The sequence below is a fragment of the Ehrlichia muris AS145 genome, assembly GCF_000508225.1.
Classification (GTDB): Bacteria; Pseudomonadota; Alphaproteobacteria; order Rickettsiales; family Anaplasmataceae; genus Ehrlichia; species Ehrlichia muris.
Genome location: NC_023063.1, coordinates 1,052,965 through 1,078,229, shown reverse-complemented (window position 1 = coordinate 1,078,229; position 25,265 = coordinate 1,052,965). Strand labels below are relative to the sequence as shown.

15 protein-coding genes are annotated in these 25,265 nt (G+C 29.7%); 6 read left to right on the top strand and 9 right to left on the bottom strand.

Going from position 1 to position 25,265, the window contains the following annotated elements; all coding sequences use genetic code 11:
- Positions 1-738: 738 nt before the first annotated feature.
- The 9 genes from MR76_RS04100 to hflK all read right to left on the bottom strand — a co-directional run bounded on the left by MR76_RS04100 (position 739) and on the right by hflK (position 11,056).
- The gene (locus MR76_RS04100) at positions 739-1,416 is read right to left on the bottom strand and encodes a hypothetical protein (RefSeq protein ID WP_024072439.1); all 678 of its coding nucleotides are present in this window, start codon (positions 1,414-1,416) and stop codon (positions 739-741) included.
- A gap of 479 nt (positions 1,417-1,895) precedes the next feature.
- Entirely contained in the window at positions 1,896-3,254 is a 1,359-nt protein-coding gene (locus MR76_RS04095; RefSeq protein ID WP_024072438.1) for a M16 family metallopeptidase, read from the bottom strand.
- Positions 3,255-3,256: 2 nt separating this feature from the next.
- Positions 3,257-4,576 carry a M16 family metallopeptidase gene (locus MR76_RS04090; protein WP_024072437.1) on the bottom strand — a complete coding sequence of 440 codons (1,320 nt, stop codon included), beginning with the start codon at positions 4,574-4,576 and terminating at the stop codon, positions 3,257-3,259.
- Between the two features lie 1,307 nt (positions 4,577-5,883).
- Positions 5,884-6,408, bottom strand: coding sequence for a cytochrome c oxidase assembly protein (locus MR76_RS04085; protein ID WP_024072436.1), 525 nt, complete (start codon positions 6,406-6,408; stop codon positions 5,884-5,886).
- Positions 6,405-7,085, bottom strand: a complete 681-nt coding sequence (gene rnc / locus MR76_RS04080) for a ribonuclease III (RefSeq protein WP_024072435.1) — start codon at positions 7,083-7,085, stop codon at positions 6,405-6,407. The genes MR76_RS04085 and rnc overlap by 4 nt, the downstream gene beginning before the upstream one ends.
- A 10-nt stretch (positions 7,086-7,095) precedes the next feature.
- Positions 7,096-7,677: a LolA family protein gene (locus MR76_RS04075; protein WP_024072434.1), complete on the bottom strand. Its 582-nt coding sequence runs from the start codon at positions 7,675-7,677 to the stop codon at positions 7,096-7,098.
- Position 7,678: 1 nt separating this feature from the next.
- Entirely contained in the window at positions 7,679-9,103 is a 1,425-nt protein-coding gene (locus MR76_RS04070) for a Do family serine endopeptidase (protein ID WP_024072433.1), read from the bottom strand.
- Positions 9,104-9,106: 3 nt separating this feature from the next.
- The gene (gene hflC, locus MR76_RS04065) at positions 9,107-9,979 is read right to left on the bottom strand and encodes a protease modulator HflC (protein ID WP_024072432.1); all 873 of its coding nucleotides are present in this window, start codon (positions 9,977-9,979) and stop codon (positions 9,107-9,109) included.
- A gap of 3 nt (positions 9,980-9,982) precedes the next feature.
- A complete protein-coding gene (gene hflK / locus MR76_RS04060) occupies positions 9,983-11,056 on the bottom strand; it encodes an FtsH protease activity modulator HflK (protein ID WP_024072431.1) in 1,074 nt (357 codons plus the stop codon).
- Positions 11,057-11,946: 890 nt separating this feature from the next.
- On the opposite strand from hflK, the gene MR76_RS04055 reads away from it, so the two are divergent.
- The 6 genes from MR76_RS04055 (at position 11,947) to etpE (ending at position 25,052) form a co-directional block, all read left to right on the top strand.
- Complete coding sequence (locus tag MR76_RS04055; protein ID WP_235111324.1) at positions 11,947-12,255, top strand: TrbC/VirB2 family protein; 309 nt, start codon at positions 11,947-11,949, stop codon at positions 12,253-12,255.
- 1,671 nt (positions 12,256-13,926) lie between these two features.
- Positions 13,927-14,286 (top strand): TrbC/VirB2 family protein, encoded by a 360-nt coding sequence (locus tag MR76_RS04050; RefSeq protein WP_024072429.1) that lies wholly within the window; start codon positions 13,927-13,929, stop codon positions 14,284-14,286.
- A gap of 51 nt (positions 14,287-14,337) precedes the next feature.
- Positions 14,338-14,697 carry a TrbC/VirB2 family protein gene (locus MR76_RS04045; protein ID WP_024072428.1) on the top strand — a complete coding sequence of 120 codons (360 nt, stop codon included), beginning with the start codon at positions 14,338-14,340 and terminating at the stop codon, positions 14,695-14,697.
- 60 nt (positions 14,698-14,757) lie between these two features.
- On the top strand, positions 14,758-15,108 hold the full coding sequence (locus MR76_RS04040) for a TrbC/VirB2 family protein (RefSeq protein WP_024072427.1): 351 nt from the start codon (positions 14,758-14,760) through the stop codon (positions 15,106-15,108).
- Positions 15,109-16,035: 927 nt separating this feature from the next.
- Positions 16,036-18,417 (top strand): VirB4 family type IV secretion/conjugal transfer ATPase, encoded by a 2,382-nt coding sequence (locus tag MR76_RS04035; protein WP_024072426.1) that lies wholly within the window; start codon positions 16,036-16,038, stop codon positions 18,415-18,417.
- A gap of 839 nt (positions 18,418-19,256) precedes the next feature.
- The gene (gene etpE / locus MR76_RS04030; RefSeq protein WP_024072425.1) at positions 19,257-25,052 is read left to right on the top strand and encodes an entry-triggering protein EtpE; all 5,796 of its coding nucleotides are present in this window, start codon (positions 19,257-19,259) and stop codon (positions 25,050-25,052) included.
- The last annotated feature ends 213 nt before the right edge of the window (positions 25,053-25,265 follow it).

Here is a 25,265-nt window from a genome sequence, read left to right as displayed (position 1 = left end):
AAATACCATTATATAAATACTTAAAAGTAACTTAACCCCTGAATATTACTTTGTCAAAGACATAACCATGACGTGTGAGTAATTTCATGGCTTAAAGCATTGTAAATGGGGTATAAACCTATATACATTATAGGTTATAATTCTTAAAAAAGTAAAGTAAAGTATATTTTTCTTTAATCACTAAAATAAATAGTCATAAACTACTATTTAATAGATTTGTACTTTACTAAGTATATTAAGTGTAAGTTAGTGGTATTTATGATGTTTTAGTTATTTTTCTCAATTAATTGGTAATGCTGTGTAAGATTTGTAATCTTGATAAAAGTATACTGATTTTTTTATCTATGTGTTACTTTTGTGTAAGTTATAAATCTTTATTAATGTATATCCCTATATCTTAAGGCTTGCTGTACTATGCTCATGTAATTTGATGGCTAACTTCTTTGGTAATTAGCAATTGGATGCTTATGCTGGATCTATGATTAACCAAGTATGTTTTGTTTAGCCTCATTTTGTGATTCACTCATGCAATCTGTAACTTGCAAGGATGATATAGCATTAAGTTCACTGATTTTTTTATCTATGTGTTACTTTTGTGTAAGTTATAAATCTTTATTAATGTATATCCCTATATCTTAAGGCTTGCTGTACTATGCTCATGTAATTTGATGGCTAACTTCTTGGTAATTAGCAATTGGATGCTTATGCTGGATCTATGATTAACCAAGTATGTTTTGTTTAGCCTAATTCTTGTGATCCACTCATGTAATTTATAACTTGCAAGGATGATAGAGCATTAAGGTCAATGTTAAGGTCTTTCAAGACAGAGTTAGGAACCTGATTGCTTTCCCTTGCAGTATTTACTAAGTCTGCATTTCCAGCTACGATAACGTGGTTTTGGGTATCTGGTACAATGAGATTCTTAACAGTATATGCTAAGAGTGATAGCGCAAGGGCAGCTAAGCTTACATATAGTCCAATACACAATGGGTTCTTGAAATCAACAAATACTGATAAATCTTTTTGAGATAATGCTCCAAGAAATGCTGCGGAAGATATAAAAGAAATTGCAGATAATCCAATTAAGAGGCAACTTAGATTACTACGGTGAGTTCCATAATTGAACTTAACACATTTGTTGTCTTCTTGCTTACGTTCACCGACACAAGTGCTTGCTAATATTAGTATAAAAGAAGCTACAAGGGCTGCAGCAGCGCACATTAGTATTATAAAATACTTGTTTCTTGGGTCAAACTTCGTATTGTTTGTAGTGACACTAGCAAGAGAGAAAATTAATACAGCAAAACTTGATAATGCAAGCAGCCAAGCCACATTACTCAATGCTTCTACCCTTGGTGTACTTGGAGTTGCTGAGACATTATGTTTGCCCGTAGTATACTTCATATGTTTTTTCATAATAAATACCATTATATAAATACTTAAAAGTAACTTAACCCCTGAATATTACTTTGTCAAAGACATAACCATGACGTGTGAGTAATTTCATGGCTTAAAGCATTGTAAATGGAGTATAAACCTATATACATTATAGGTTATAATTCTTAAAAAAGTAAAGTATATTTTTCTTTAATCACTAAAATAAATAGTCATAAATTACTATTTAATAGATTTGTACTTTACTAAATATATTAAGTGTAAGTTAGTGGTATTTATGATGTTTCAGTATTTTTCTCAATTAATTGGTAATGCTGTGTAAGATTTGTAATCTTGATAAAAGTATACTGATTTTTTTATCTATGTGTTACTTTTGTGTAAGTTATAAATCTTTATTAATGTATATCCCTATATCTTAAGGCTTGCTGTACTATGCTCATGTAATTTGATGGCTAACTTCTTTGGTAATTAGCAATTGGATGCTTATGCTGGATCTATGATTAACCAAGTATGTTTTGTTTAGCCTCTATCTGTTCTCCATTGATATTGTTATGTTTTCCCACTTCAATTATTACTAAATCATTAGATAGAATTTTTTTAGCAATTTTGTTTACTTCTTCTATTGTGATAGCTTCGTAGAGAGAGTTATGTTTGTTGATATAACTTGTATCTAACTTACGTAATTGTAGATCTAACAATGTGTTGGCAACATTATCGTTGTTTAGCATTGATAAAATAAAAGAGTTGGTTATGCTAAATTTTGCGCTTAAAAAAGTATCCTTATTAACTCCATGAGTTTTAATATTCTCTATAATATCTGTTAAAACAGATATACATTTTGTTACTGTAGTATTGTCAGTAGTAATTGTGCCGAATAACACATTGCTATGCTCCATATTGTCTAATATACTTCTAGCATGATAAGTTAATCCTAATTTGTCTCGTAATTCTATCATTAGTATTGAATTAAGGCTCAATCCGCCGCCTAACATATTGTTAAACAAATTTGATGTGTGATAATCTTTATCATTGTATGGTATTGTATCTGTAGCAAACATTATTACACTTTGTGGTACATTCTTCTGTACATATAATAAACTATGTTCCCTATTAACAGTAGTATCTGGTATAGTGTTTTTATTGTTACCAGATGGTAGCTTTGATAGAATATATTTATCTAGTAAATCTGATAGTTTTGTTGGATCTATATCACCTGCTGCACCAATAGCGATTTGATTTTTATCAAAACTGTTTTTTATATATAGTAAAACATCTTCTTGATTAATATTGTTAATAGTGTTTAAAGTTCCATAAATTTTATTCGAATATGGATGCCCTTTAAATATAGCATGGTTTATTTCAGTGGTTGCTATGAATTTAGGAGACGCATATAGAGATTTAACATGTGCACTTTGTTCTGCTATTACTCTATGAAATATTTCTGAATCAGTTACTGGATTGAATAAACAATCACTTAATAAAGCTAAAGCTTCTTCAAAATTTTCCGATAGAGTTTTTATGGATATATAAAAATTATCTATGTCTACATAAAATTTTAAGTCAATGCCTTTACCTTCGAGTTGTTTTGCAAAATCTAAAGCATTATTATTTTCTGATCCTTCTTGTAATATTTGTGATGTAAAATGTGCTAGCCCTTGCTTATCAAAAGCATCATATGCATATCCTGCTTTTTTGAATGCAAGTTGTAAGGAAATTATTGGTAGGTTGTGGTGTTCAACATATAGGTAATGTATCTTATTTTGAGTAGTAGCTTCCTTTATGTTGATATTGATATCGTCTGCGTATACATTACATGTAAAAAAGACCAATGTTACTATATAACACAATATGTTTCTCATAATTATTCCCCCAGTTTAGGTAATAAATGTCCAGCTAATCTTATATTTTTTAAGAAGATATTTTCCATAGTGAAATTGATATCTTCAATGGTTACTTTGTCTATTATGTCATAAATATTATTGATTTCTGATAGTGGTACTCCTAACATTAGATTCATACCGTAGAAATATGATATGAAACTTAATCCATCGAAAGAATAAATTAGATGTGCCTTTACCTTCTGCTTTGCGCTTTCTAAATATTCTGGTGGAATGCCATTTTCAATATAATTATTTATGCATTTATGAATCTCTTTTTCTACAGTTTCTGTAGAGATCCCATCTTTAGGTACGGCCTCTATGAACAAGTAATTATCGCTATTAGTTAAATAGTTATATTCAGTTCTTATTGACGTAACTATTGGCTTGTTAATCACTAGATCGTTGTAAAAAGTGCTAAATTTACCATTACCAAGTATTTCTGCTAGCATCATATTAAGTATATAATTTTTATTTATGATGCCATTTGGTATTTGATACATTAAAAACAGTTCTGGAATTTCTACTGAGTTGTCTTCTAATGTTAATGTTATATTTGTTTTGTGTGGAGGTTCCGTTCTGAAAATACGTGTAGATTCTTTATTGTTAGATTCTATCTTTCCATAGTATTGTTTTGCAAGGTTGATTACTTCCTGTGGATCTGCATCTCCGGTTACGACTAATATAGCATTATTAGGACTGTAGTGAAGCTTATAAAAAGCTTCAGCAACTTCTTTATTGTAGTTGCTGATTTCATGTTCCCATCCTACTACTGGTCTACCGTATCCGTTGTAATAGAATGTATTCTCCATTTCTTCTTGTAGTATATTTCTTGCCTGACTTTCAATTCTCATTTTTCTTTCTTCTAATACTACCTTTTGTTCTCTTGTGAATGCTTTATCAGTAATCTTAAGATTGTGCATCCTGTCCGATTCAATATCCATAGCAAGAGATAAATACTGTTTTGGTATTAGTTCGTAATATATAGTACAAAATTCGGATGTACTTGCGTTGAAGTTTCCACCTATGTCACTGAGAACAGTGATAAGATTAGGAAATTTTTCTGTACCACTGAACATTAAATGTTCAAAAAAATGTGCTAATCCAGAATAACCTACTGGATCATCAGTACCACCAACTTTGTATAGTACCATATGCATAACTGCTGGTGCACGATGATTAGGAATAACATATACTTCCATGCCATTATCTAACTTTTCATGTGTAACTTTAATGTCAAAGGATAGGGCATGATTAGCTATTGTAAAAAAAATTACAAAAAGACAAGTAAAAGACTTAATCATTATTACTGTAACCTTATGATTATTTGCTTGATAGTTTATATGATAATTTAAGAATATCAAATAAATAAAAATTATTATCGAACTTGATGGTTCTAGTTATAAATTTGAGATGGTAATGACAATTTTTTGGTGTATAAAACCGGTAGTATTTTTTTGCAGACTGAAGAGTGTAGAAATTTGGTTTTATATATCTTTCTTAGAAATAATTGATAGATATTTTATTTAAAGTCACAGTCAAATCCACTTATATGTACATAGATTTTAATATAATTAGTTCTAATGAATTCTTAAAAATTATGTTTTGTAGGGTAGTGTTTTCATTATATAAAGTACAAGTAGAGTAAATTTATTAAAATTTGTAATAGTGTATGTATTAATGTTATTGGATAAGGTTTCTAACTTATAAGAAAGGTGGAGTATTTGAATTAATGTTAACAATTGAATATGTGTGTTTCTTAGCATAATTCAAAAGAGCTAGACATGCTGGATTGATATGACATCAGTCTTGTAAAAAATAATTGATAGATATTTTATTAAAGTCACAGTCAAATCCACTTATGTATACATAGATTTTAATATAATTAGTTCTAATGAATTCTTAAAAATTATGTTTTGTAGGGTAATGTTTTCATTATATAAAGTACAAATAGAGTAAATTTATTAAAATTTGTAATAGTGTATGTATTAATGTTATTGGATAAGGTTTCTAACTTATAAGAAAGGTGGAGTATTTGAATTAATGATTAACAATTGGATATGTGTGTTTCTTAGCATAGCTCAAAAGAGCTAGATATGGTGGACTGGATATGACATCAGTCTTGTAAAAAATAATTGATAGATATTTTATTAAAGTCACAGTCAAATCCACTTATGTATACATAGATTTTAATATAATTAATTCTAATGAATTCTTAAAAATTATGTTTTGTAGGGTAATGTTTTCATTATATAAAGTACAAATAGAGTAAATTTATTAAAATTTGTAATAGTGTATGTATTAATGTTATTGGATAAGGTTTCTAACTTATAAGAAAGGTTGAGTATTTGAGTTAATGATTAACAATTGGATATGTGTGTTTCTTAGCATAGCTCAAAAGAGCTAGATATGGTGGACTGGATATGACATCAGTTGAGTTTTTTGTTATGATGATTGTTAATTTGTAATACTATTATTATTAATGACTAAGGTGTTCCAATATAAAGATCTATGGTATACATTTCTTAATATCATGGGTAACTATAATCTCTATAACTTGAATATGTATTTTAGATAAGTCTGTATACACATTGATGGTAGAACTTGCTTTTTATTCTTTATATTTAAAAAATACATATGAAAGAGTGATTAATTTTACATCTGCGGTGTCAGGATCAGTTTCTATGGCGGGGTCTATAAAAAATAATACAGGCATTATAGTCTTTTGATAAGGAGCCAGGGTTTGTTTGCTAAAACAAAAACAAGCAACTTTGTTAAAGTATTTTCCTGCTTTATGAGGAGTAACATTATATACAGCTATTCCGGAAATATCTTGATCAGATAAATTTTCTGCTCGATAAAAAATTAATTTTTTTTCTCCTGGTTTTACGAATACATAAGGTAGCTCTGGATAAAATTTCCATGACAATTGTTTATTGATGTCTGCATTGAACCTGACTTTAATGATAGTATTTCCTATTTTAGAATTTGATAAAGTACCTGTTTTTACAGTTCCTCCGTAACCTGTTACCTTACAAAATATGCTGTATAATGGGACTGAGGCATATGCTAAGCATATCATAGATAGTATTATTGCTATTAAAGCATAGATAGTGTTTTGTATTCTTGGCTTCATTTTGTCTTATCATTAATCTGATATAACATTAAGCTTGCTGCTTTTTGTTCAGCTAATTTCTTGTTATGACCAGTTGCTTGTATTGCTGTATAAGGTGGAATTCTTACTTCTACTGTGAATGTAGGATTATGATCTGGTCCAGATTTGCTTACAGTGTGATATGTGGGAGCTGATAACTTTTTTCCTTGTACCAATTCTTGTAGTATAGTTTTTGCATCTTGTGGAGGGGTATTCATATCTGTTGCAGAATGTTTCCAGAATAAGTGTATAAAATCTTGTGCCGCTGTTAATCCTCCATCAAGATATATTGCACCTATTAAGGCTTCTAGTGCGTTTTCTAAATTACGAAAGTTATTTACACCACCGCAAGCTCTTTCTCCATCTGACATCATAATAAACTGTCCTAAATTCATAGATTGTGCAACTTCCACTAACTTGTTTCCACAAACTAAAGCTGTTTTCTTTTTAGCAAGATTGCCTTCTGTATCTTTGGGAAAAATATTAAACAGCATTTCAGATATTACTATGTTTAATACTGCATCTCCCAGAAATTCTAATCTTTCATAGTTAAATTTCGTTGTGTCCTTTGATATTATGCTGGGATGAGTTAATGCTTCATTTAATAACTGTAAATTTTTAAAATTATATTTTATGATTTCCGATATATTTTTTGTCATACATTTATTTTTAATTGTAATAAGAAGTATTGTGCCTAAATTCTGTTTCCGTTATGGTAACATTATTTTGAATGTTATAGAACTTGATGTAAGTTATAGAGTCTGGATTTGCTATATTTAGTCCGACAATTGCTATGGGATGTATATTGAAAATTACATCTGCTTGTAATCCTGTTTTTTGATCTTGTATAGTAATTACTTTTTTGTTATCAACTGTACTTATATTTACAAAGATTATATCTTTTGTATTTTGAATGTTAGAACTTAAGAAGTTAATAATAGGATTGTTAATTATTGAGTAAGAATATTCTTCTAGTTCCTTATCATAGTAAGAAACAGTTGTGCCTTGTATTATAATGGAAGCTGGAGTGGGAGGATAATAGTCCCATTTTAGCAATCCAGGTTTTTTCATCATAACTATTCCATATTGAGTAGCATTGTTAATAGAATTTGTTTGTATAAATTCTGCTTTAAAAGAATGTATAGCATTAAAATACGTAAGAGATTCTACTTTAACTGCTTCACTTGAATACGCATGTATGCTAAAAAAGCACATCACAAAAAAAAATATACGTACTATCCTAGTTTTCATGCTACTGTTTTAGCTTGACACTAACAAAAGCTGATATATTATCCCTACTAATTAACAGTGCTACAGATTTATCTTTACGTACTTTTTTCATAATATGCTTGAAGTCTTCAAGATTATTTACTGGTGATTGATTAATTTGTAATATTATATCTCCTTTTCTTATGTTTTTGGTTGAAGCATTACTTTTGCTGTCTATCTCTATTATCATCACTCCTTTGACTTCTTCTTCTTCAGTGTTATTAGATGTGATTTTATTATGTTTTATATTGCTTACAGTAAGTCCTAGTTGAGGTGATTGTACAATATCTTTGGAATTTTCATTGTCTGAAGTATCTGTATCTGGGTTTTCGAATTTTCCTATTTTGACTAGTATATTCATGATACTACCGTTGCGAGATACAAGTAATTTTACTTCATTATCTGCTTCTGATCTTAGTACTAATTGATGCAATTGTGATATTGAATTAATTTTGGTGCCATTAAACTCAAGTATGATATCTCCTGGGAGTAAAGCTGCTTTATTTGCTGGACTACCTTTAATGACATTAGTAATTAAAGCTCCACTAACTTCTTTTAGTTTCAATGGTTCTACTAGCTCTTCAGTTATTGGTTGCATTACCACACCAAGCCAACCATGCTCTACTTTCTTTCCTTGGGATAGAACTTTTATTATAGGAATAGCACTGTTTGATGGAATAGCAAATCCAACTCCTATATTACCACCACCTTTTTGTGTAGATAATATTGCTGTATTAATACCAATTACTTTACCATCTATATTAAATAGTGGTCCACCGGAATTACCCTTATTGATAGCAGCATCAGTCTGTAAGAATTCTGTTGCTGTGCCAATATTAAGATCTCTTGCACGTGCAGATATAATACCAATACTTGCAGATCCACCAAGACCAAATGGATTGCCTATAGCAACCACCCAATCTCCAACCATAGTTGTATCGGAATCTCCAAAATCTAAATAAGGAAGTTTTTCATTAACCTCAACTTTCAACACTGCTAAATCTGTTTGTGGGTCTACTCCTAAAATCTTTGCAGGAATTGATTTGTTATCGCTAAATGTTACATAAACTTCTTTCGCACTATGTACAACATGATAGTTAGTGACAATAATACCTGACTCATCTACTACAAACCCTGATCCTGCACTTAATACTTCTTGTGGTGCATCTTTTTTCAGTGGTTTGCCTTCTAATATATTTCTTAAAAGGTCCTCGATAGTTATTAGAGGAAATTGCTCCTGTGTTAGATCATGTACTATACTGACATTAACTACTGCTGGTATGGATTCTTTGATTAATTTAGAAAAACCTGACCTCGGATCATATTGTTCCTCCTTGTCAGCAGCTAAATTCGCTATAGGAATATTTACAAATGTTAGTATCAGTATCAGTAATAGGAATCTTTTCATTAATTACTTACCTCTTTCTTTATTAAACAAATTAATAAAATCATTGTTAGGGGATAAAATAATCCTTGTATTTTTTCCATTAAAAGCATGCTTATACGCTTGCATTGTTCTGTAAAAGCTGAAGAAATTTGGATCGATTTTTAAAGCATCATTGTAAATCTTTGAAGCTGTGGCGTCTCCATTTCCTCGAATTATTTGTGCTTCTTTAATCGCATTTGCAATGATAATACGTGTTTGCAGATCTGCGTCAGCTTTTATGCGCTGTGAAGCTGCTTCTCCTTCTGCTCTAATTTCTTTTGCCTCTTTTTCTCTATCTGTTTGCATACGTCTAAATATGGCCATGCTATTTTCTTCTGGTAGATCTGCACGTTTGATTCTGACATCTATCATTTCTATTCCAAATTTTTGAGAGTCTTTGCTAACTCCTTCTTGTATTACTGCCATAACTTCTGATCTTGCCTCATTTAAGAAGTTAATAAGTGATACGTTCCCTATTTTTTCACGAATATTTGATTCAATAATAGAACTTAATCTATTTTTTAATCCTGTCTCATTTCTAACTGTTTGATAAAATTTAACAGGGTCTACAATTCTGTATTTTGCATAAGAGTCAACAATAAATCTTTTTTGGTCAGCTGCAATGACTTCTCTTGAATCAGAGCTAATGTCGATGATCCTTTTGTCAATGTAGACAACTTTTTGTATTAAAGGTACTTTGAAATATAAGCCACTATCATGTATTTGCTTAACTACGCGTCCAAACTGTAATACTATTGACTGATGTGCTTCATCTACAATAAACATGGAGTTTAGTAGTACAACTACTGTTGCAATAGTAAAAAACCCTAATATGAACTTGAATGGTTTATTATTCATGACTTACCTACTATTTTTAGGATCTGCTAATGGAAAGTAAGAAAGCATACCTTTAAGGTCATCACTGACCACAACCTTATCGTTTTTGCTTAGTATTTCTTCCATTGTTTCTAAGTATAAACGATTCCTTATTGCCTCAGGTTGATTTACATATTCTTTGTAAAGTGACGTAAACCTTTTTGCATTACCTTCAGCTGCATTAACTACTTCACTCTCATATGCTTCTGCGTCTAATTTAATTTTTATAGCTTCACCTTTAGCTCTTGGTAATACCTGATTACGATATGCATATGCCTCATTAATCAATTTTTCCTTATCAGCTCTTGCACTTTGTACATCTCTAAAAGAATTAATGACTTTTTCTGGAGGATCAACTTTTTTTAGTTGAATCGATAAAACTTCAACTCCCATATTATACTGATCTAGGATATTTTGTAATAATGTTTTAGTTTCTTGTGAGATTACAGCTCTTCCTTTTCCTTCAATTGCAAAGGATATAGAACTTTTCCCAATGACTTCGCGCATTGCACTTTCTGCTGCATTTTTTACTGTATCTCCTACTTGATTATCCCTAACTTTAAACAAGTAATTATATGCGTCATTAATACGCCAGTGAACATCGAAATTTATGTTAACTATGTTTTCATCTCCAGTTAACATTACACCTTCCCCATGATCTGAAGTATTATCTGAATAAAATCTAGAACCTATTTCTTCCCTATTAACTGTTTTGACTTTTAACTTGATTACATGTCCAATAGGTGATGGGAGATAATAGCGTAATCCAGGACCTACAGTATTATGATATTTACCAAATAATAGCTGTACAGCTTCTTCTTCAGGTTCAACGATATAAAAACCAGAACCCATATATAAAAACATCACGACTAGAAGCACTATTATAAATTGTGCTTTTCCATGATTGTTAAACTGTGTACTTTTCTTGTTTTTTAGAAATGAACTAAGCGTATTATTGAAACGGTAAATAATTTTGCTAATATCATTGGAGTTTTTATATTCTTTGGATTTGTGATCTTCTTTATTGTTATTATTCCAAGGATCGTAATCATCAAACATAAGCTATTCCAACCTACCTCAACCAAAATGTTTTATCTGTTATTAAGCATTGTGCCATTTTAGTATATAACAAAAATATAACTATTGTTACATTACATTAAAATAACCGAAATTCCAATATCAACTCTTCAGAAATCAAGAAGATCCTGATTGTGTATAACAATAGTTTAATAATCTATTGAAAATGCTGATATATGTCAAAGTTTATTTTTTAGTGTTAAATATGGAAAAAATTAATATTAATAGTTTGGTATCTATTTGGTAGATTTTCTGATTTTTATAATTACGTATTATATGGGTTAAGTTTTTTAGCATAAAGTTTGTTATGTTAATAATATGATTTGGGTCAATTAATAAGTTCATATGTTTTGATAGTTAGCTAATTTAAAATATTTTTGCTAAAGAAAATTAGTGTTGTAGGAAATTAATTTATTTTCTGATCAAATAGAATAATATTGATTGTGAATATACTTAAATATTAATAATATGTTTATGAAGTTAAGATTCATTTATTTTTATTTGTATAAATAATGATCTAAATTTCTAAATTATTAATAATAATTGACTTTTTAAATATTTATTATATATAGGAACCACAGAAAAGTGTTGTATAACATTCCAAAGTTATAGGATTTTTCTATGAAGTTAGGTTGCAACAGTTTTGACATATTGGTGTTGTGTTAGTTATGTACTCATGTTTTGTTTTTTCTGAAAAAACAGATAATGGGTTATTATATAAACTAATTTTTAGGAAAAGTCTTTTATTTTTATTTAATAAACATTATAGAGTGTTTTGTTAATATTGTTGTTCATAAATTTGTGAGGGATTGATAATGCTATATAATAATAGATGTTTTATAGGTAGGGCGCTTCTATTTTTGTTGTTCATAATGTTTTCTATGGCACCAAATATAAGTAATGCTGATGATACAGTTACTAAGGTGATATGTAATGTTGTTGTGTTTGTACAAAAATTAGGTCTTCCTATTATGACTGGAGTAATACTTGGTTCAAGTATTATGGCGATATTTGGTAGGTTACCGTGGCCAGCAATAGTAATGTTAGTTGTATTTACAGCAATATTCTTTGGAGCAGGTAAACTGATATCTAAGTTTGCTGGTGGAATAGCAAACCTTTCAGCTGATAAGTTTGATTGTACTACGATATCAGCATCATCATCATCAGCATCATCATCATAGTGTTAAGTGATGGTATTATATGCTTTGTGAAAAATAGTTATTTTATAACAGTTATTTTTCTGATATAAAAAACTTTGTTATGAACATTCCTATCATATTCAGTTGGCAGATGAATGCGAACAAAAAATTAGTGAGTCAGTTATACTAGGTTGTTGATGATGTTAATCTTTTAACAAATTATCTTAATTTAGTTATAACTGGCTTCTGAATTTTGTATATGTAAATGAAGCAATATATTGTATACCTACTAGATTATATAAGATATATGTATTCATTTCATGACTGATAGTCAAAATTATTTATGTGTGTGCTGAATTTAGATAGTAATTACATGCATTCGTGTAGCATTTATTTTTAGTTTCCTAGGTATAGTTATTTCCTGCTTTATCATTTTTTGTTGCATCAGAAATTATAATAATTGTCAATGCAGTCAGTGTATATAAAACAACACTTGAACGACAAACGTACTTATAGCTTTTTGCAATTTCTTTATATTATGAGAGTACAAACTTCAAGTTTAATGGATAAAAAAATTAATTATATGTTCTTAAAGTAGCATTTCTTTAATAAACATATGTGTTTTCTCACAAAAATTCATAGTAGTGCCAAAATTATATTAGAGGAATATAAGATGAATAAATTGTAAGAAGAATTTTTACAATAATCACAAAAATTGAATATTATGCTAAGTGTGTGTTAGTTTTAAGTAATATTTAAGAAAATATGAATGCTTTGTCAGTGTTGTGTATTTTACAAAAGTAGCAATAAATTGTTGTGAGATTTTTATGTGTTCTGTTACGGTGTTGCATGTTAATGAATTCCAACTTTAGTCTGCTAGTATTTTATATTTCTTATATTTTGAAAAATTGTTTTTCTAGTAAAAGTTGTCCTATCTAATGTATATTAAATACATCATCAGTTTACATTATGTTAATTGTTTTGTGTTGTACTTAGGTTAACTTATACAACAGTAAGTTGAGATTAGAGTGTGTGAATTCTTAATATATCGACATTGTTGTTATTTTGGTAGCATGGGTATTTGTTGATGGGGTTATGATGTTTATAAAATATATATGAAAGAAATTTTTTATAATCACTATGATTTTTAATGCTTTTTGTATATTACAAAATTATAGATGTGTTATTAATAGTATGTAAGGTAGATAATGTATTTGTTGTAATAAGGATCAGGAAAGTCACGTTTGTACTACAGGTTTGTTTGTGGTTTTGTAGTGTAATTATTTTAATATGTTGTGTTACATGTAGTAATTCGCAGGCCTATTACAATAGTATCATGTAATTCTTGGTTTGTTATTATGGATAATAAACAGTAAAGAACTACGAAAATATGTGTATTAATAACAATATTATATGAAATTTGTTGAAAAAGCAGAGATTCTCTGTAGCTGATAATCAATAGTGATAATTACATATGATATAGTATTGCGGTTAGTTTGCTGATGATTGTTAGTAATGTGTAAAAAAGTATTTTAGACATATTTAAGAGTAACTAATGTCAGTAAGTTAGTGTGATAACATTACAGTAATGTTTTTTTAAAATAGGTCAGTTCGGATTAAGGTTACTAAAAACAATATATTACTGATTAAAGTGTGTGCCATATGTAGTAAATTATTCAAGTATTTCAAAAATTCACTTAGGTATTGAGTTGTATGTTTAAGGCTATTTTTGTGTTTTTTATGATTATAGGATTTATTGGTGTGGTTCCGTTAAGTTTTTCTGGTGCTACAGCACAATCTTCTACTGCTGGAAATGATGATGTAAGTAAGGTTATATGTAATGTTATAGTGTTTGTACAGAAATTAGGATTACCAATCATGACAGGTGTAATACTTGGTTCAAGCATTATGGCAATATTTGGAAGATTACCATGGCCAGCAATAGTAATGTTGGTTGTGTTCACAGCAATATTTTTTGGTGCAGGTAAATTAGTTAGTAAATTTGTGCAGGGGATTAATAATAATATGACTGATGGAACAGATTGTTCTACTACAGCCTCAGCGAGTAAGTGATAAATTTTTATAATATGTTGCTAATGAAATTTTCAAAAAGTGTGGGTCCTTATGTTAAAATCTATTCTAATATTTCTTGTAATTGTGGGATTTGTTGGTGTTATGCCATTAGGTTTTTCTAGTGTTGCAGCACAAGCCGCTACTGAGCAAGATGATATAAGTAAAGTTATATGTAATGTTATAGTGTTTGTACAGAAATTAGGATTACCAATCATGACAGGGGTAATACTTGGTTCAAGCATTATGGCAATATTTGGAAGATTACCATGGCCAGCAATAGTAATGTTAGTTGTGTTTACAGCAATATTTTTTGGTGCAGGTAAATTAGTTAGTAAATTTGTCAATGGGATTAATAACACTATGACTACTGGAACAGATTGTAGTACTACTGGAGCTGGAGCTGGAGCATAGTAACGAGTAATTGGATAAATTTTATAATATTGCTAATAAATTATCAAAGGTATGAGTCTTATGTTAAAATCTATTTTAGTATTTTTTGTAATTGTGGGATTTGTTGGTATTATGCCATTAGGTTTTTCTGGTGCTGTAGCGAATGCTAGCTCTCCTGGTCAAGATGAGGTAAGTAAAGTTATATGTAATGTTATAGTGTTTGTACAGAAATTAGGATTACCAATCATGACAGGGGTAATACTTGGTTCAAGCATTATGGCAATATTTGGAAGATTACCATGGCCAGCAATAGTAATGTTAGTTGTGTTTACAGCAATATTTTTTGGTGCAGGTAAATTAGTTAGTAAATTTGTGCAGGGGATTAATAACAATATGACTGCTGGAACAACAGATTGTAGTTCAAGCAACTAAGTGAATAAAATTTATGATATATTATTAATAAAATTATAATTTATAAAAATATGAACCTTATGTTAAGAGGTATTCTAGTGTTTTTATAATTGTGTTGTAAATGTAGTACACTTTTAGTATTAGATGTTAGTAATTATGTTATTACTAGCTAATGGCCAAAATAATATAATTTAGGTGATATTAATGTTATATGTGATGTTATAGAGTTTGTATAAAAGTTGAAATTACCAATCATAGAGATATAATGTTTGGTAAAGTATTATTGTTATGGACAACTTGAAAAATTACTATAGTTAGTGATAATGATGTGAGTCATATGTTGACAGTAATGTTTTTTGTATTAAGTAAATTTGCTTATGGAATTTTAGTAATACTATGACTACTGTAAAGATTGTAGTACTGCTAATGCTGGATAATGATGACTCAGTAAGAAAAATTAAGGAAAAAAGTAAGCAACTTAGCCAAAAAATAACTACCATCATAACTATAGCGATCTTGGTTTGGTTGTTGAAAGTTTTCTTGGTGTTATTTTCATTATGAGTCTTGTAAGTATTTTTTTCTCTGGATCCAGAGCATGTGGTTGCTTATTAATCAATGTTGTTTCTGGTTTATGTTGCTAAAATAGAATTTATTATATTTAATTCAACTGTGATGCTATCATGGTTTTATAAATATAATGTTAGTTTTTTTTAAGTAATAACTTGATTAAGGTTTGTGGTTGCTATGTACATTAGGTGGGAGATTGTTGATTTTTGTACTATAAATTTCATGATTGAGTTATTTATTAGTTGTTAATTCAATTCTAGCATAAAGAAAATGTTAATTTTATATTTAGATAATAATAATTAAACAGATACTATCGTATGAATGCTATCTTATTGATGGATGTTTGTGTAAATATTATAGGGGTAAATAAGGGTTTCCTATATGTCTTTTTTTCAAGAAATAATTGACCGTTCTTCTAATCTAAATCCAAATAATGTCTCTATAAAGAGACGAGATAATACCTATAATATAGGGAATTTTATACCTTCAGCTTGTCATTATGATGAGAGTACAATATTGAATAAAGATGGTGAACTTGTACAGATACTAAAGATAGAAGATTATGTAGTTAGTCACTATATTAATGATAAAGATTTAAGAGCAGCAGTACGTAATAGTATAATTAATAGTATTAAGGTTCCTGAAGTTTCCTTTTGGATATATACCGTAAGAAAACCGCATAAGTTTGGTTTTATACGAAGAAATATAAATGATATTTCTGATGTCTTAAGTGATGCACACCTCAATAATATAGGTCAACGTGCTACGTATATTAATGAGTTGTATATAGCTGTAGTTACTAGTTGTTTACCTGAGACTATGAAGGGTGTATTGGGTGCTCTATCATTTTCCTATATAAAAAATAAGCATAAAGATTTTCTGAAAAAGAAAATAATTAGATTGAATAAGGTTACTGAGAATATTTTGGAAAATTTGAAAAAGTTCGAAGCAAGAAAATTAGGATTGATAGTAGTTGATAAAGAAAAAGTAAGATCGGAATTAGTAGAGTTTTTATACTATTTAACTATGATGCATCATAAAGAATGTTTTCTTGATAGGGCAGATCTTTCTGGTATATGTAGTGACTGTAATATTGAAATGGGATTTAATGCATTTAAAGTCTCATGTAATAATTATCAAAGATTTGGTACAATATTAGCAATAAAAGATTATCAAGATTCTCCGTTAGCTGCATTAGATCAATGTCTGCAGCAAGATTATGAATTTATAATAGTTGAGATTATAAGGTTTACAAAAAGTAAAGATGCGTTAAAGCTTTTTCAAAAACAAGCTATGTTTTTAGAATTTAGCAATGATGCTCGGTTGAGAAAAATATCCAATATAGATAATTTTGTGTCAGTTGATGCAGATTCTTGGTTAAGTTTTTGTGAACGAAAAATAAGTTTTGTAATAATATCAAATACTTTACCACAGCTTTATAGTAATGTAGATAAAACTGTTGCTTCATTAGCATCACTGGGTATTATGTGTGTAAGATGTGATTTGACTCTGGAAGATGATTTCTGGGCACATTTACCTGGGAATTTTGCTTATGTTTTAAATCTTAGATATACTTTAATAAAATATGCTTGTGCATTTTCATTATTGCACTATTTCCCTTCAGGAGCGCTTCAAGGGAATAAATGGGGGCAGGCAGTTACTATGTTTTTTTCAAATAAGGGTAAACCTTATTTCTTTAGTTTTCATGTTTTAGGTGCAGGACATACTTTAATGGTTGGTAGTCTTCAATCTTCTGTTACTATGTTGCTGAATTTTCTATTGTCAGAATCTAGGAGGTTGAATACGCGAATTGTCTTATTAGATTATACAGGTAAGTCTATTATTTTTGTTAAGGCTATAGGTGGTCAGTATTATAGAGCAGATCATAGACGTGACTATCAGGAAATGTCATTTAATCTTTTTCAACTTGAAGATAGTGTGCTTAATCGTAAAATAGTTATTGGTGTCTTACGAAGAATGTTAAATGTTAAAGACATAACTGAAGAAATGAGTAATGCAATAGATAAAGTAGTTGATTACCTTTTTACCTTGCCTATTGAATCTAGAACTATAAGTAATATTTCTGATCATATAAGTGCACTGGGTAAAAATGCTAGTCAATGGGTAAATAATGGAGAATTTGCGCATCTATTAAAAGAGGATGCTAATATTGATTGGAAAGCAGAGGTTTTAGGCTTAAATGTTGGTGTTTTGTGTTCTAAGCCTCAGTGTGCTTCTGTTCTTATTTTTTACTTTTTGAATACTTTAATTAATTATTTTGATGGGTCTCCTACAATTTTAGTAATAGATGAAGCATGGATTTTAGATTATGTTTTTACAAATAAGCAGGAATTTGATGAGTGGATTGAAATGATGAATAAATTAAATGTTGTTGTTGTGTTTGCTGGTGAGAATATTCCAGCTATCATCTCCAGTAACGTTATTTATCAATTCAATGAACATGTTGAAACCCAGATTTTCATGCCAAACTCAGTATCAACTAGTAAGATGTATATGAGAGCATTTAATCTGTCAAGGTCAGAATGTAAGACTATGTTTCAAATGCCATCTCAGGAAGGATATTTTTTTGTAAAGCAAGATAATAATCCAGCAGTGTTGTCTTTTAATTTACCAGATATACCAGAAAGCCATGTTCTTTCTGCTAATAAAAATACAATTCGATACATGTATGAATCTATTCATACTCATGGAGATGATGTAAAAGAATGGTTACCTGCATTTTATAAAAAGTGTAGTGTTTAAAAAGACTTAAAGATTTATTTAATGTAGATAAGTTCTAAGAGCCACATATGGTAATGTGATAAGTGTTAGTAGTATGCAGGTTAATTTTGTTGAATATTTGTTGATAAAAAATTTATCTATATGTGTGTTAAGATTAAAGAATCAATATTAAAATATTATAAGATTACTGAAATTTATATTAAGAGAGTTGAAAAAATTTACTCATAGAAGTTTTTATGATACTTGAATATGTTAAGTAAAATTATAGCTATACTTTAATAAATTAAAAATAGTTAATAAATTTTACTTGCTATGAAAAGTTTAAAGAGATATATATTGTAACATACGACATTATTCAATGGGTTCTATCAGTTTCACATAAAAATCTGTAAAATTTTTTAAGTAGATTGCAATTATTAATTAATGATATTTCGTGTGCCATGAGTTATAAACTTTGGTTTCTATGCTGTGTATTGATAAAAATATTTTGGATGTAACATAATACGGCTATACTATAGTTCTGCTTTATCGCCTATGAAGCAAGAAATGTCATAAAATATTGTTAAATTTTTATTCAATAATTGCTGATAAATCATATTTGTTATGTTCTGACAGTAAATTTATTATATTTCATGTAATAATGTGTGGATTAGGAATATGGTGTTGTCAAATTTCTATACATTTCCTGTAGTAGTTAGGATAGTTAAATCCATAATTTACCTTTTAAAGGAAATTTTGTTTTATACAAATGATTTATCCCATGCATAAAAAGATTCCGTATGGATTTTTTGGAGATATCTCTTAAGAACATAAATGATTTTTTGTATTAATTTTTTATTAATAATTAGTAAGTGTTGTTTATGAAAGTGTGGCATTGTAAAGGTATAAACTTATACTTAGTTATTTTGTTATCTTTCATTTATCTATGTGTACCTTTACATTCTTCGATGTCTCTTGGTTTAAATGATAGTAGTGGGACAACTGAAGATATAATGGAATTTGTTGTACGGACTTATCTCACTTTCTATGGTCTTCATTTTTCTGATTATTATAAGCCCTTAGATAATACAGAAGGTAATGTTGATAGTATTATGGTGAGGGTTGCTATACATCAGAGTAATAGGATTGATTCTTACATGGCATATATGAGTGGATACTATCAAGACCTAGAGAATATCTATGCTCCTGAGTTAGGTTTGCCTTTGAGTAGACGAGATCGTACATTTGATCAACATGATATAATGTTTATGCAATTATCTTCTTACTGGGGGAAGGTAACAGTCCATAATATGCCTATAGGTAGTTGTAAAGTTATATATCCTGGTTCTGCGATTTATAATTCTATGGCTGCCATAACATTTCTAGAAAACACAAATATTGGATCGCAAGTATGTGTATGTCTTGTAGGGAACTGTGATGTTAAATTTATAAGAGGTGAATGTAATCAACACAGTATACGTTGTAAGAAGGTGATTACAGCATCTGATCCACCACCTTTCTGTAGTATATTGGATGCATCTAATATAGTTTCTGTTACTCCTTTGGCGTTTTCTAAGCAGACTTTTTTCAATCCTGGAGTTAAAATACATATTCGTTCAGGATCTGGAAAAGTTTATGAAAAGGAGTTGCATGCAAAATCTTATAAGATAGGTGATAGGACTTCCTATAATATTTCATATGCTGGAGTCCCTTATGAATTTCAAGTCTATAAGGGTGGTTATGGTACAGTATGTGTGGAATATATTAATAATGGATTGAAGGAGAAAGACGTTTGTTTTCCTTCGCCAGAGTTAATGCGTCCTAAGGTGACTCCTAGTGCTAATGGTGTGCATATACAATATCAAGATTGTCAAGGATTATCTGATTGTAATGTTGATATGTCATCAGGTACACAAAATAGAGATATGGGTTTTTCTGTGATAAAACCTAAGATTAATTTTAATAATTATACTTTGCTCAGTCAGTATAAATGTGAAGATGGGACAATTGTTGAGGATGTAAATCAATGTGCAAATAACTTAGGTACGAGACTTGGATACGTAAGTGACAATAATGGTAATGTTACATGTGTTGTTAATATGCCTTTTGTTCCTATAAAGTATTCTATAAAAAAGAATAATAGAGATTTATGGTTAAATATGCATCAGAAAATGCTTTCTGGTTATGGAGTTGTTATAGAAAAAAATGATGCTGGGAAAGAGTTTGAGAGATATGTAAACTGTGATCATAAATTTGCAATAGATATTAAAAGCATGACGCAAGATCAACTAGATAAAATTAGTAGTGTAAAACAAGATACATTTCTTAATATTGCAGGTCACTATAATCCTAAGAGTGCCGTGTGTCGAGGCAGTATGCTTTATAAGTATGAGAATCACAGATTATATGAAGAAGGTGACCAAGTATCTTGTAAAGATGTTGTTGAGTTGGATTATGGCACAAGGAAGATTAAAGTATGTAACTCACTTTATGTGAGTGATGATGATTTTACAGATTTCTTTCATAATGATGACGAATTAAAAGACATTGTACCTCTGAATCCAATCTTACAGGGTATGTGTGTAAGTAATTTTCCTTCTTATGAGTATAAAAAAAGAACTTTAACAAGAACAATATTACCAACTTCTTATAAATTAAGTATTGATAAACAAAGCACGGAATGTGACTTTTTGAAAATAGAAGCATGGGGTGGAGGGGCATCTGGAATATCAAGATCTGGTAAATCTGGTAAAGCTGGTAATTATGTTATGGGGTTATTAAAATTTGATAAGAATATAATTGATAAGAAGTTAATAATTGATATTGGAACTGGGGGTAAAGGCGTAAATTCTTTGAGTAATTCTGGTGAAGATACCACTGTAAAGTTGTGTGATGATGATAATAAGAATTGCTTAGTAAAATTAGTAGCTAATGGTGGTGATGAAGGTGGTAATTATTTGCAGGATAATTCCGAAGGAGTTGATAATCTAGTTCATTACAGATTTGCTCCCGGATTGCAGAATTCAGGAGAAAATGAAATATTAGTACCTTATCAAAGTGCAGATATGCCTTATGGTAAAGTAAAAAAAGGGGATAAGGAGTGTTTGTGTAGTAGTAATCTTTTAGAGAAAAATTCTAATAAATATTGGGGAGCTGGAGGATGTTCTAGTGTTTATAATTGCGCTCAAGAAGGTGCTGATGGTATGGTGAAATTGACTTGTGAAAAATGGTCAGGACCTGTAGGTAAAATAAAATTAATAGATGAAAATTCATGTGATGATCTTTTGGTTACATTGATAGAGAAAATTAATAAATCAACATCTGCTATACCAAGTGTAGTGAAAGAATTTTTGAACAAAATAAGTCGGATTGACTTTTGTATATATTCAAAAGGTTTTCCGAATTTGATACTAAGTATGCATAAGTATTTTTCTGCAGTTAATGAAGTATTCGTTAGTGGTAATATATCAGGAGATAATTTATCAGGTCTTCGTAAAGAGTTATTAACTGAATTGAGTAGAGCAGAAGTTAAAGCAATGTTAGCAAAGTTGGGAGTTCATGATTCTCCTGAAACGTTGCTTTTGTATATTGATGCACTTGATTTTAATTTTGGTGTCAGTGTATCAAGTGTATCGCCAGGCTTATTAAATTATTATGTTTCTGAAGGGGTATTTGATTACAATTTTTCAGAAAATAATACGAGTCATAGTAAAATACCTGACGACGAAGCAATGATGTTTAACATAACCAGTGAAAAACCAGAGCAGTCGTTTAGTGTGGAGTTAAAGGATCAGGAATTTACAAGGCAATATAGAAATTTTATTGATGTAATACATAAGAATGTTGCCATAAAGGGAGAAGGACATAAAAAGAATGATATTGTAGTTTCTTGGATGTATACTTTCTTTAAATCTGATAAACGACTTTTCGAACTTTATGCAGCTCCTTTTGTTAAATTGATGTTAGGAATGGATCTAAACAGGTCTGTAAAATGGGGAAACTGTAGTAATGAACACATTAAATTGTTTGAGTCTATAGGTCAGTATGCTGAAAAATTGCCTTCAAAAGTACAAGATTTTATAGGAAAAATAGCTACTGGGGATTTTTGTAACACATTTTCTGAAGTAAGATTGTTGAGGTCATACAGTATGGAATTGTCTGATTATGTAGGTAGTTGTGCATTAAAGAATGACGAAGAAGGATGTTTAGAAGGTGAATGGTCTACTAGTCTAGGGTCTGCAGCTAATAAGTTAAAGGATGCAGTGTATCGTGACTATCAAGTTTTTACTGATGTGGGTGTTACAAGTAATAAAAAAGAGGTGTTTTTATTGCTTGATGCAGCAATGTTTAATTATGTAATGTCTGAGTTAAATGTTAATAATTCTGATGTAACCGAAACATTATCGTTACTAAAATCTAGTTCATTACATCCTTTTAGTGAATTCCCTTATGACACTATTTTAGAGTTACGGCAAGATGCTAATAATGTGAAGTATGGTGATCATAGGGTGAATATAATTACATTATGGTCTTATGCAGCGTACGGTATCTATGGGTGGGATGTTGAAAATTTTAAATCTTTTGTAAAACTACTGCTGGAGTTAGATATGCAATCTATAAAAATTAGAAGGTGTACTAGTGATATGCTTGATTTATTCAGGAGATGGAACCTTTACAAAAATAGGTTGCCTAAAAACCTACAAGATTTCTTGGATAAAATACTTAACCAAGATTTCTGTGGCCAAGTGTTGAGATTCCCAGAATTAAAGACTGCATTGATAGAATATACGAATGTATTGAGTGATGCATTGCGTGCAGGTCGTTTATTCAACTTTGGATCTATATACCATATAGGCACTATTGGTAGTGTGGGATCATCGAATGTAAAAGAGATATATTCTTATCTTGTAGATCTTTGGTCAGATGTTGGAAAGTTGTCTTCTAGCATTGCAAACCTTTTGGATAACCCAGATATCTATAAAATTTTCACTGATGCTGGTATTACAAGCAGTAAAGAAGAAATATCTTTAATCATTGATGCAATTGTCTTTAATTTATTAGTGGTGGAAACAAAGGTTAACAGGGATAAAATGAACACGTTGTTGTTATTGTTTAATGATAATAATCGTGTTACTTCTGTTATGAGTGTAGATAATCGGGATGAATTTCCTGGTAGGGGTATTATGGCTCTTCAGGAAAACATTGCTAATAAGTATGGAGATGGCTACGCTCACAACACTGATATAATAGCATTGTGGTCTTATATATCATATATTTCTTCCGGATCTAGATGGAGTATTCAAAAATGTAAATCTTTTATTAAGTTACTATTAGAAATGGATGTGGATTTTAAAGCACTACAAACATGTGGTGATGATGCTGTTGATTTATTTAAGGAACTGAATACTTACAACAAAGATAAGTTGCCTTTAAATCTTCAGCATTTCTTGGATAAAATAAATGAAAAGAGTTTCTGTAAAAAGATATCGCAGTTCCCAGAACTGGAAATTTCATTAATAAGGTATGTAAGTGCATTAAGAGCTATATTGCGTCCGGATAATATATTGAAGTTAGCTTCTGTGAGGCCGTTAGATGAGAATAGATTATCAGATGTAGAATATCTTAAAGAATATTATGACAATAAATCCAAGGTGCGAGGTTTGCTTCAAGATTTTCTGTTAGATATCGAAAAATCATTTTCTAGCATTGTAACTCTTTTGAAGAATCCAGATATATATAAAATTTTTGCTGATATAGATATTATAGATAGTAAGGAAGAAATATCTCTCATGATTGATGCAGTCATCTTTAATTTACTAGCATCAGAAGTAAAAGCTGTTAGATATAGTGGTAATATTGTACATCTGATGGAGTCTATCCTTGCGCGTGACGCGAGACTTAGTGTGTTTCCTAAAAAATCTTATATTACTACATTACAACAAGTTAATAATAGTGTTCTTATTCATAGAACTGATGTGCTAGCATTGTGGTCTTATATGTCATACTCTTTCAATATTATGTCCCCAGCGGATTTTAACAGAAAATTTGAATCTTTCACCAAAATACTTTTTCCAATAGATTCGGAGTTATATAAACAATTAGGAAACTGTGATAAAGACGAAATAGTATTTCTTGAATCTATAAATCAATATAGTGAGAAATTCCCTTTTCCGGTACGAAATTTTATAAAACGAGGAATAATGCGAGAGGGTTGTGGATCATCGTCTGTGGTAAGATTATTAGTTTTATATGGCATGCAATTAAAACGCCATATAGTTCAATGTATATTGAGTAATGTGCAGAACCCAGAAAGTTGTGGTGATAGTTCCCTACGTTCCGATTTATACATGCTACAGAATCAAATTTATCATTATAAGTATAGTCATTATACGGTTGGTCTCTTTTTGTCTAAAACAATAAAACCACAAACCAGGATATATTTTAATGCGGTAGTTATTAATTATGTGTTGCATCAGTTTGATGTTGATGCACGTCAGAAAATAAATAATGTATTATCATCCTGGCCTAGGTTTCCTAGTGATGTTATTACAAAAGCACGACAATATGTCGATGATGGTGATGATAAAGCAGATATGATTGCGTTATGGTTTCTTATTACAGATTTCTTTAATATTGGCTCGTTAGATGATTTTATAGCCTTGATTATGGGAAAATAGTAAAATCTTACAAAATTACTTGTTAGAACAATAAATGGAAATTTATACATGAAAACAAATAGCGAAAATTTTTGAAAAGATATATGGGTTCCTAAGATGATTTTATAGCCTTGATTATGGGAAAATAGTAAAATCTTACAAAATTACTTGTTAGAACAATAAATGAAAATTTATACATGAAAACAAATAGCGAAAATTTTTGAAAAAATATAT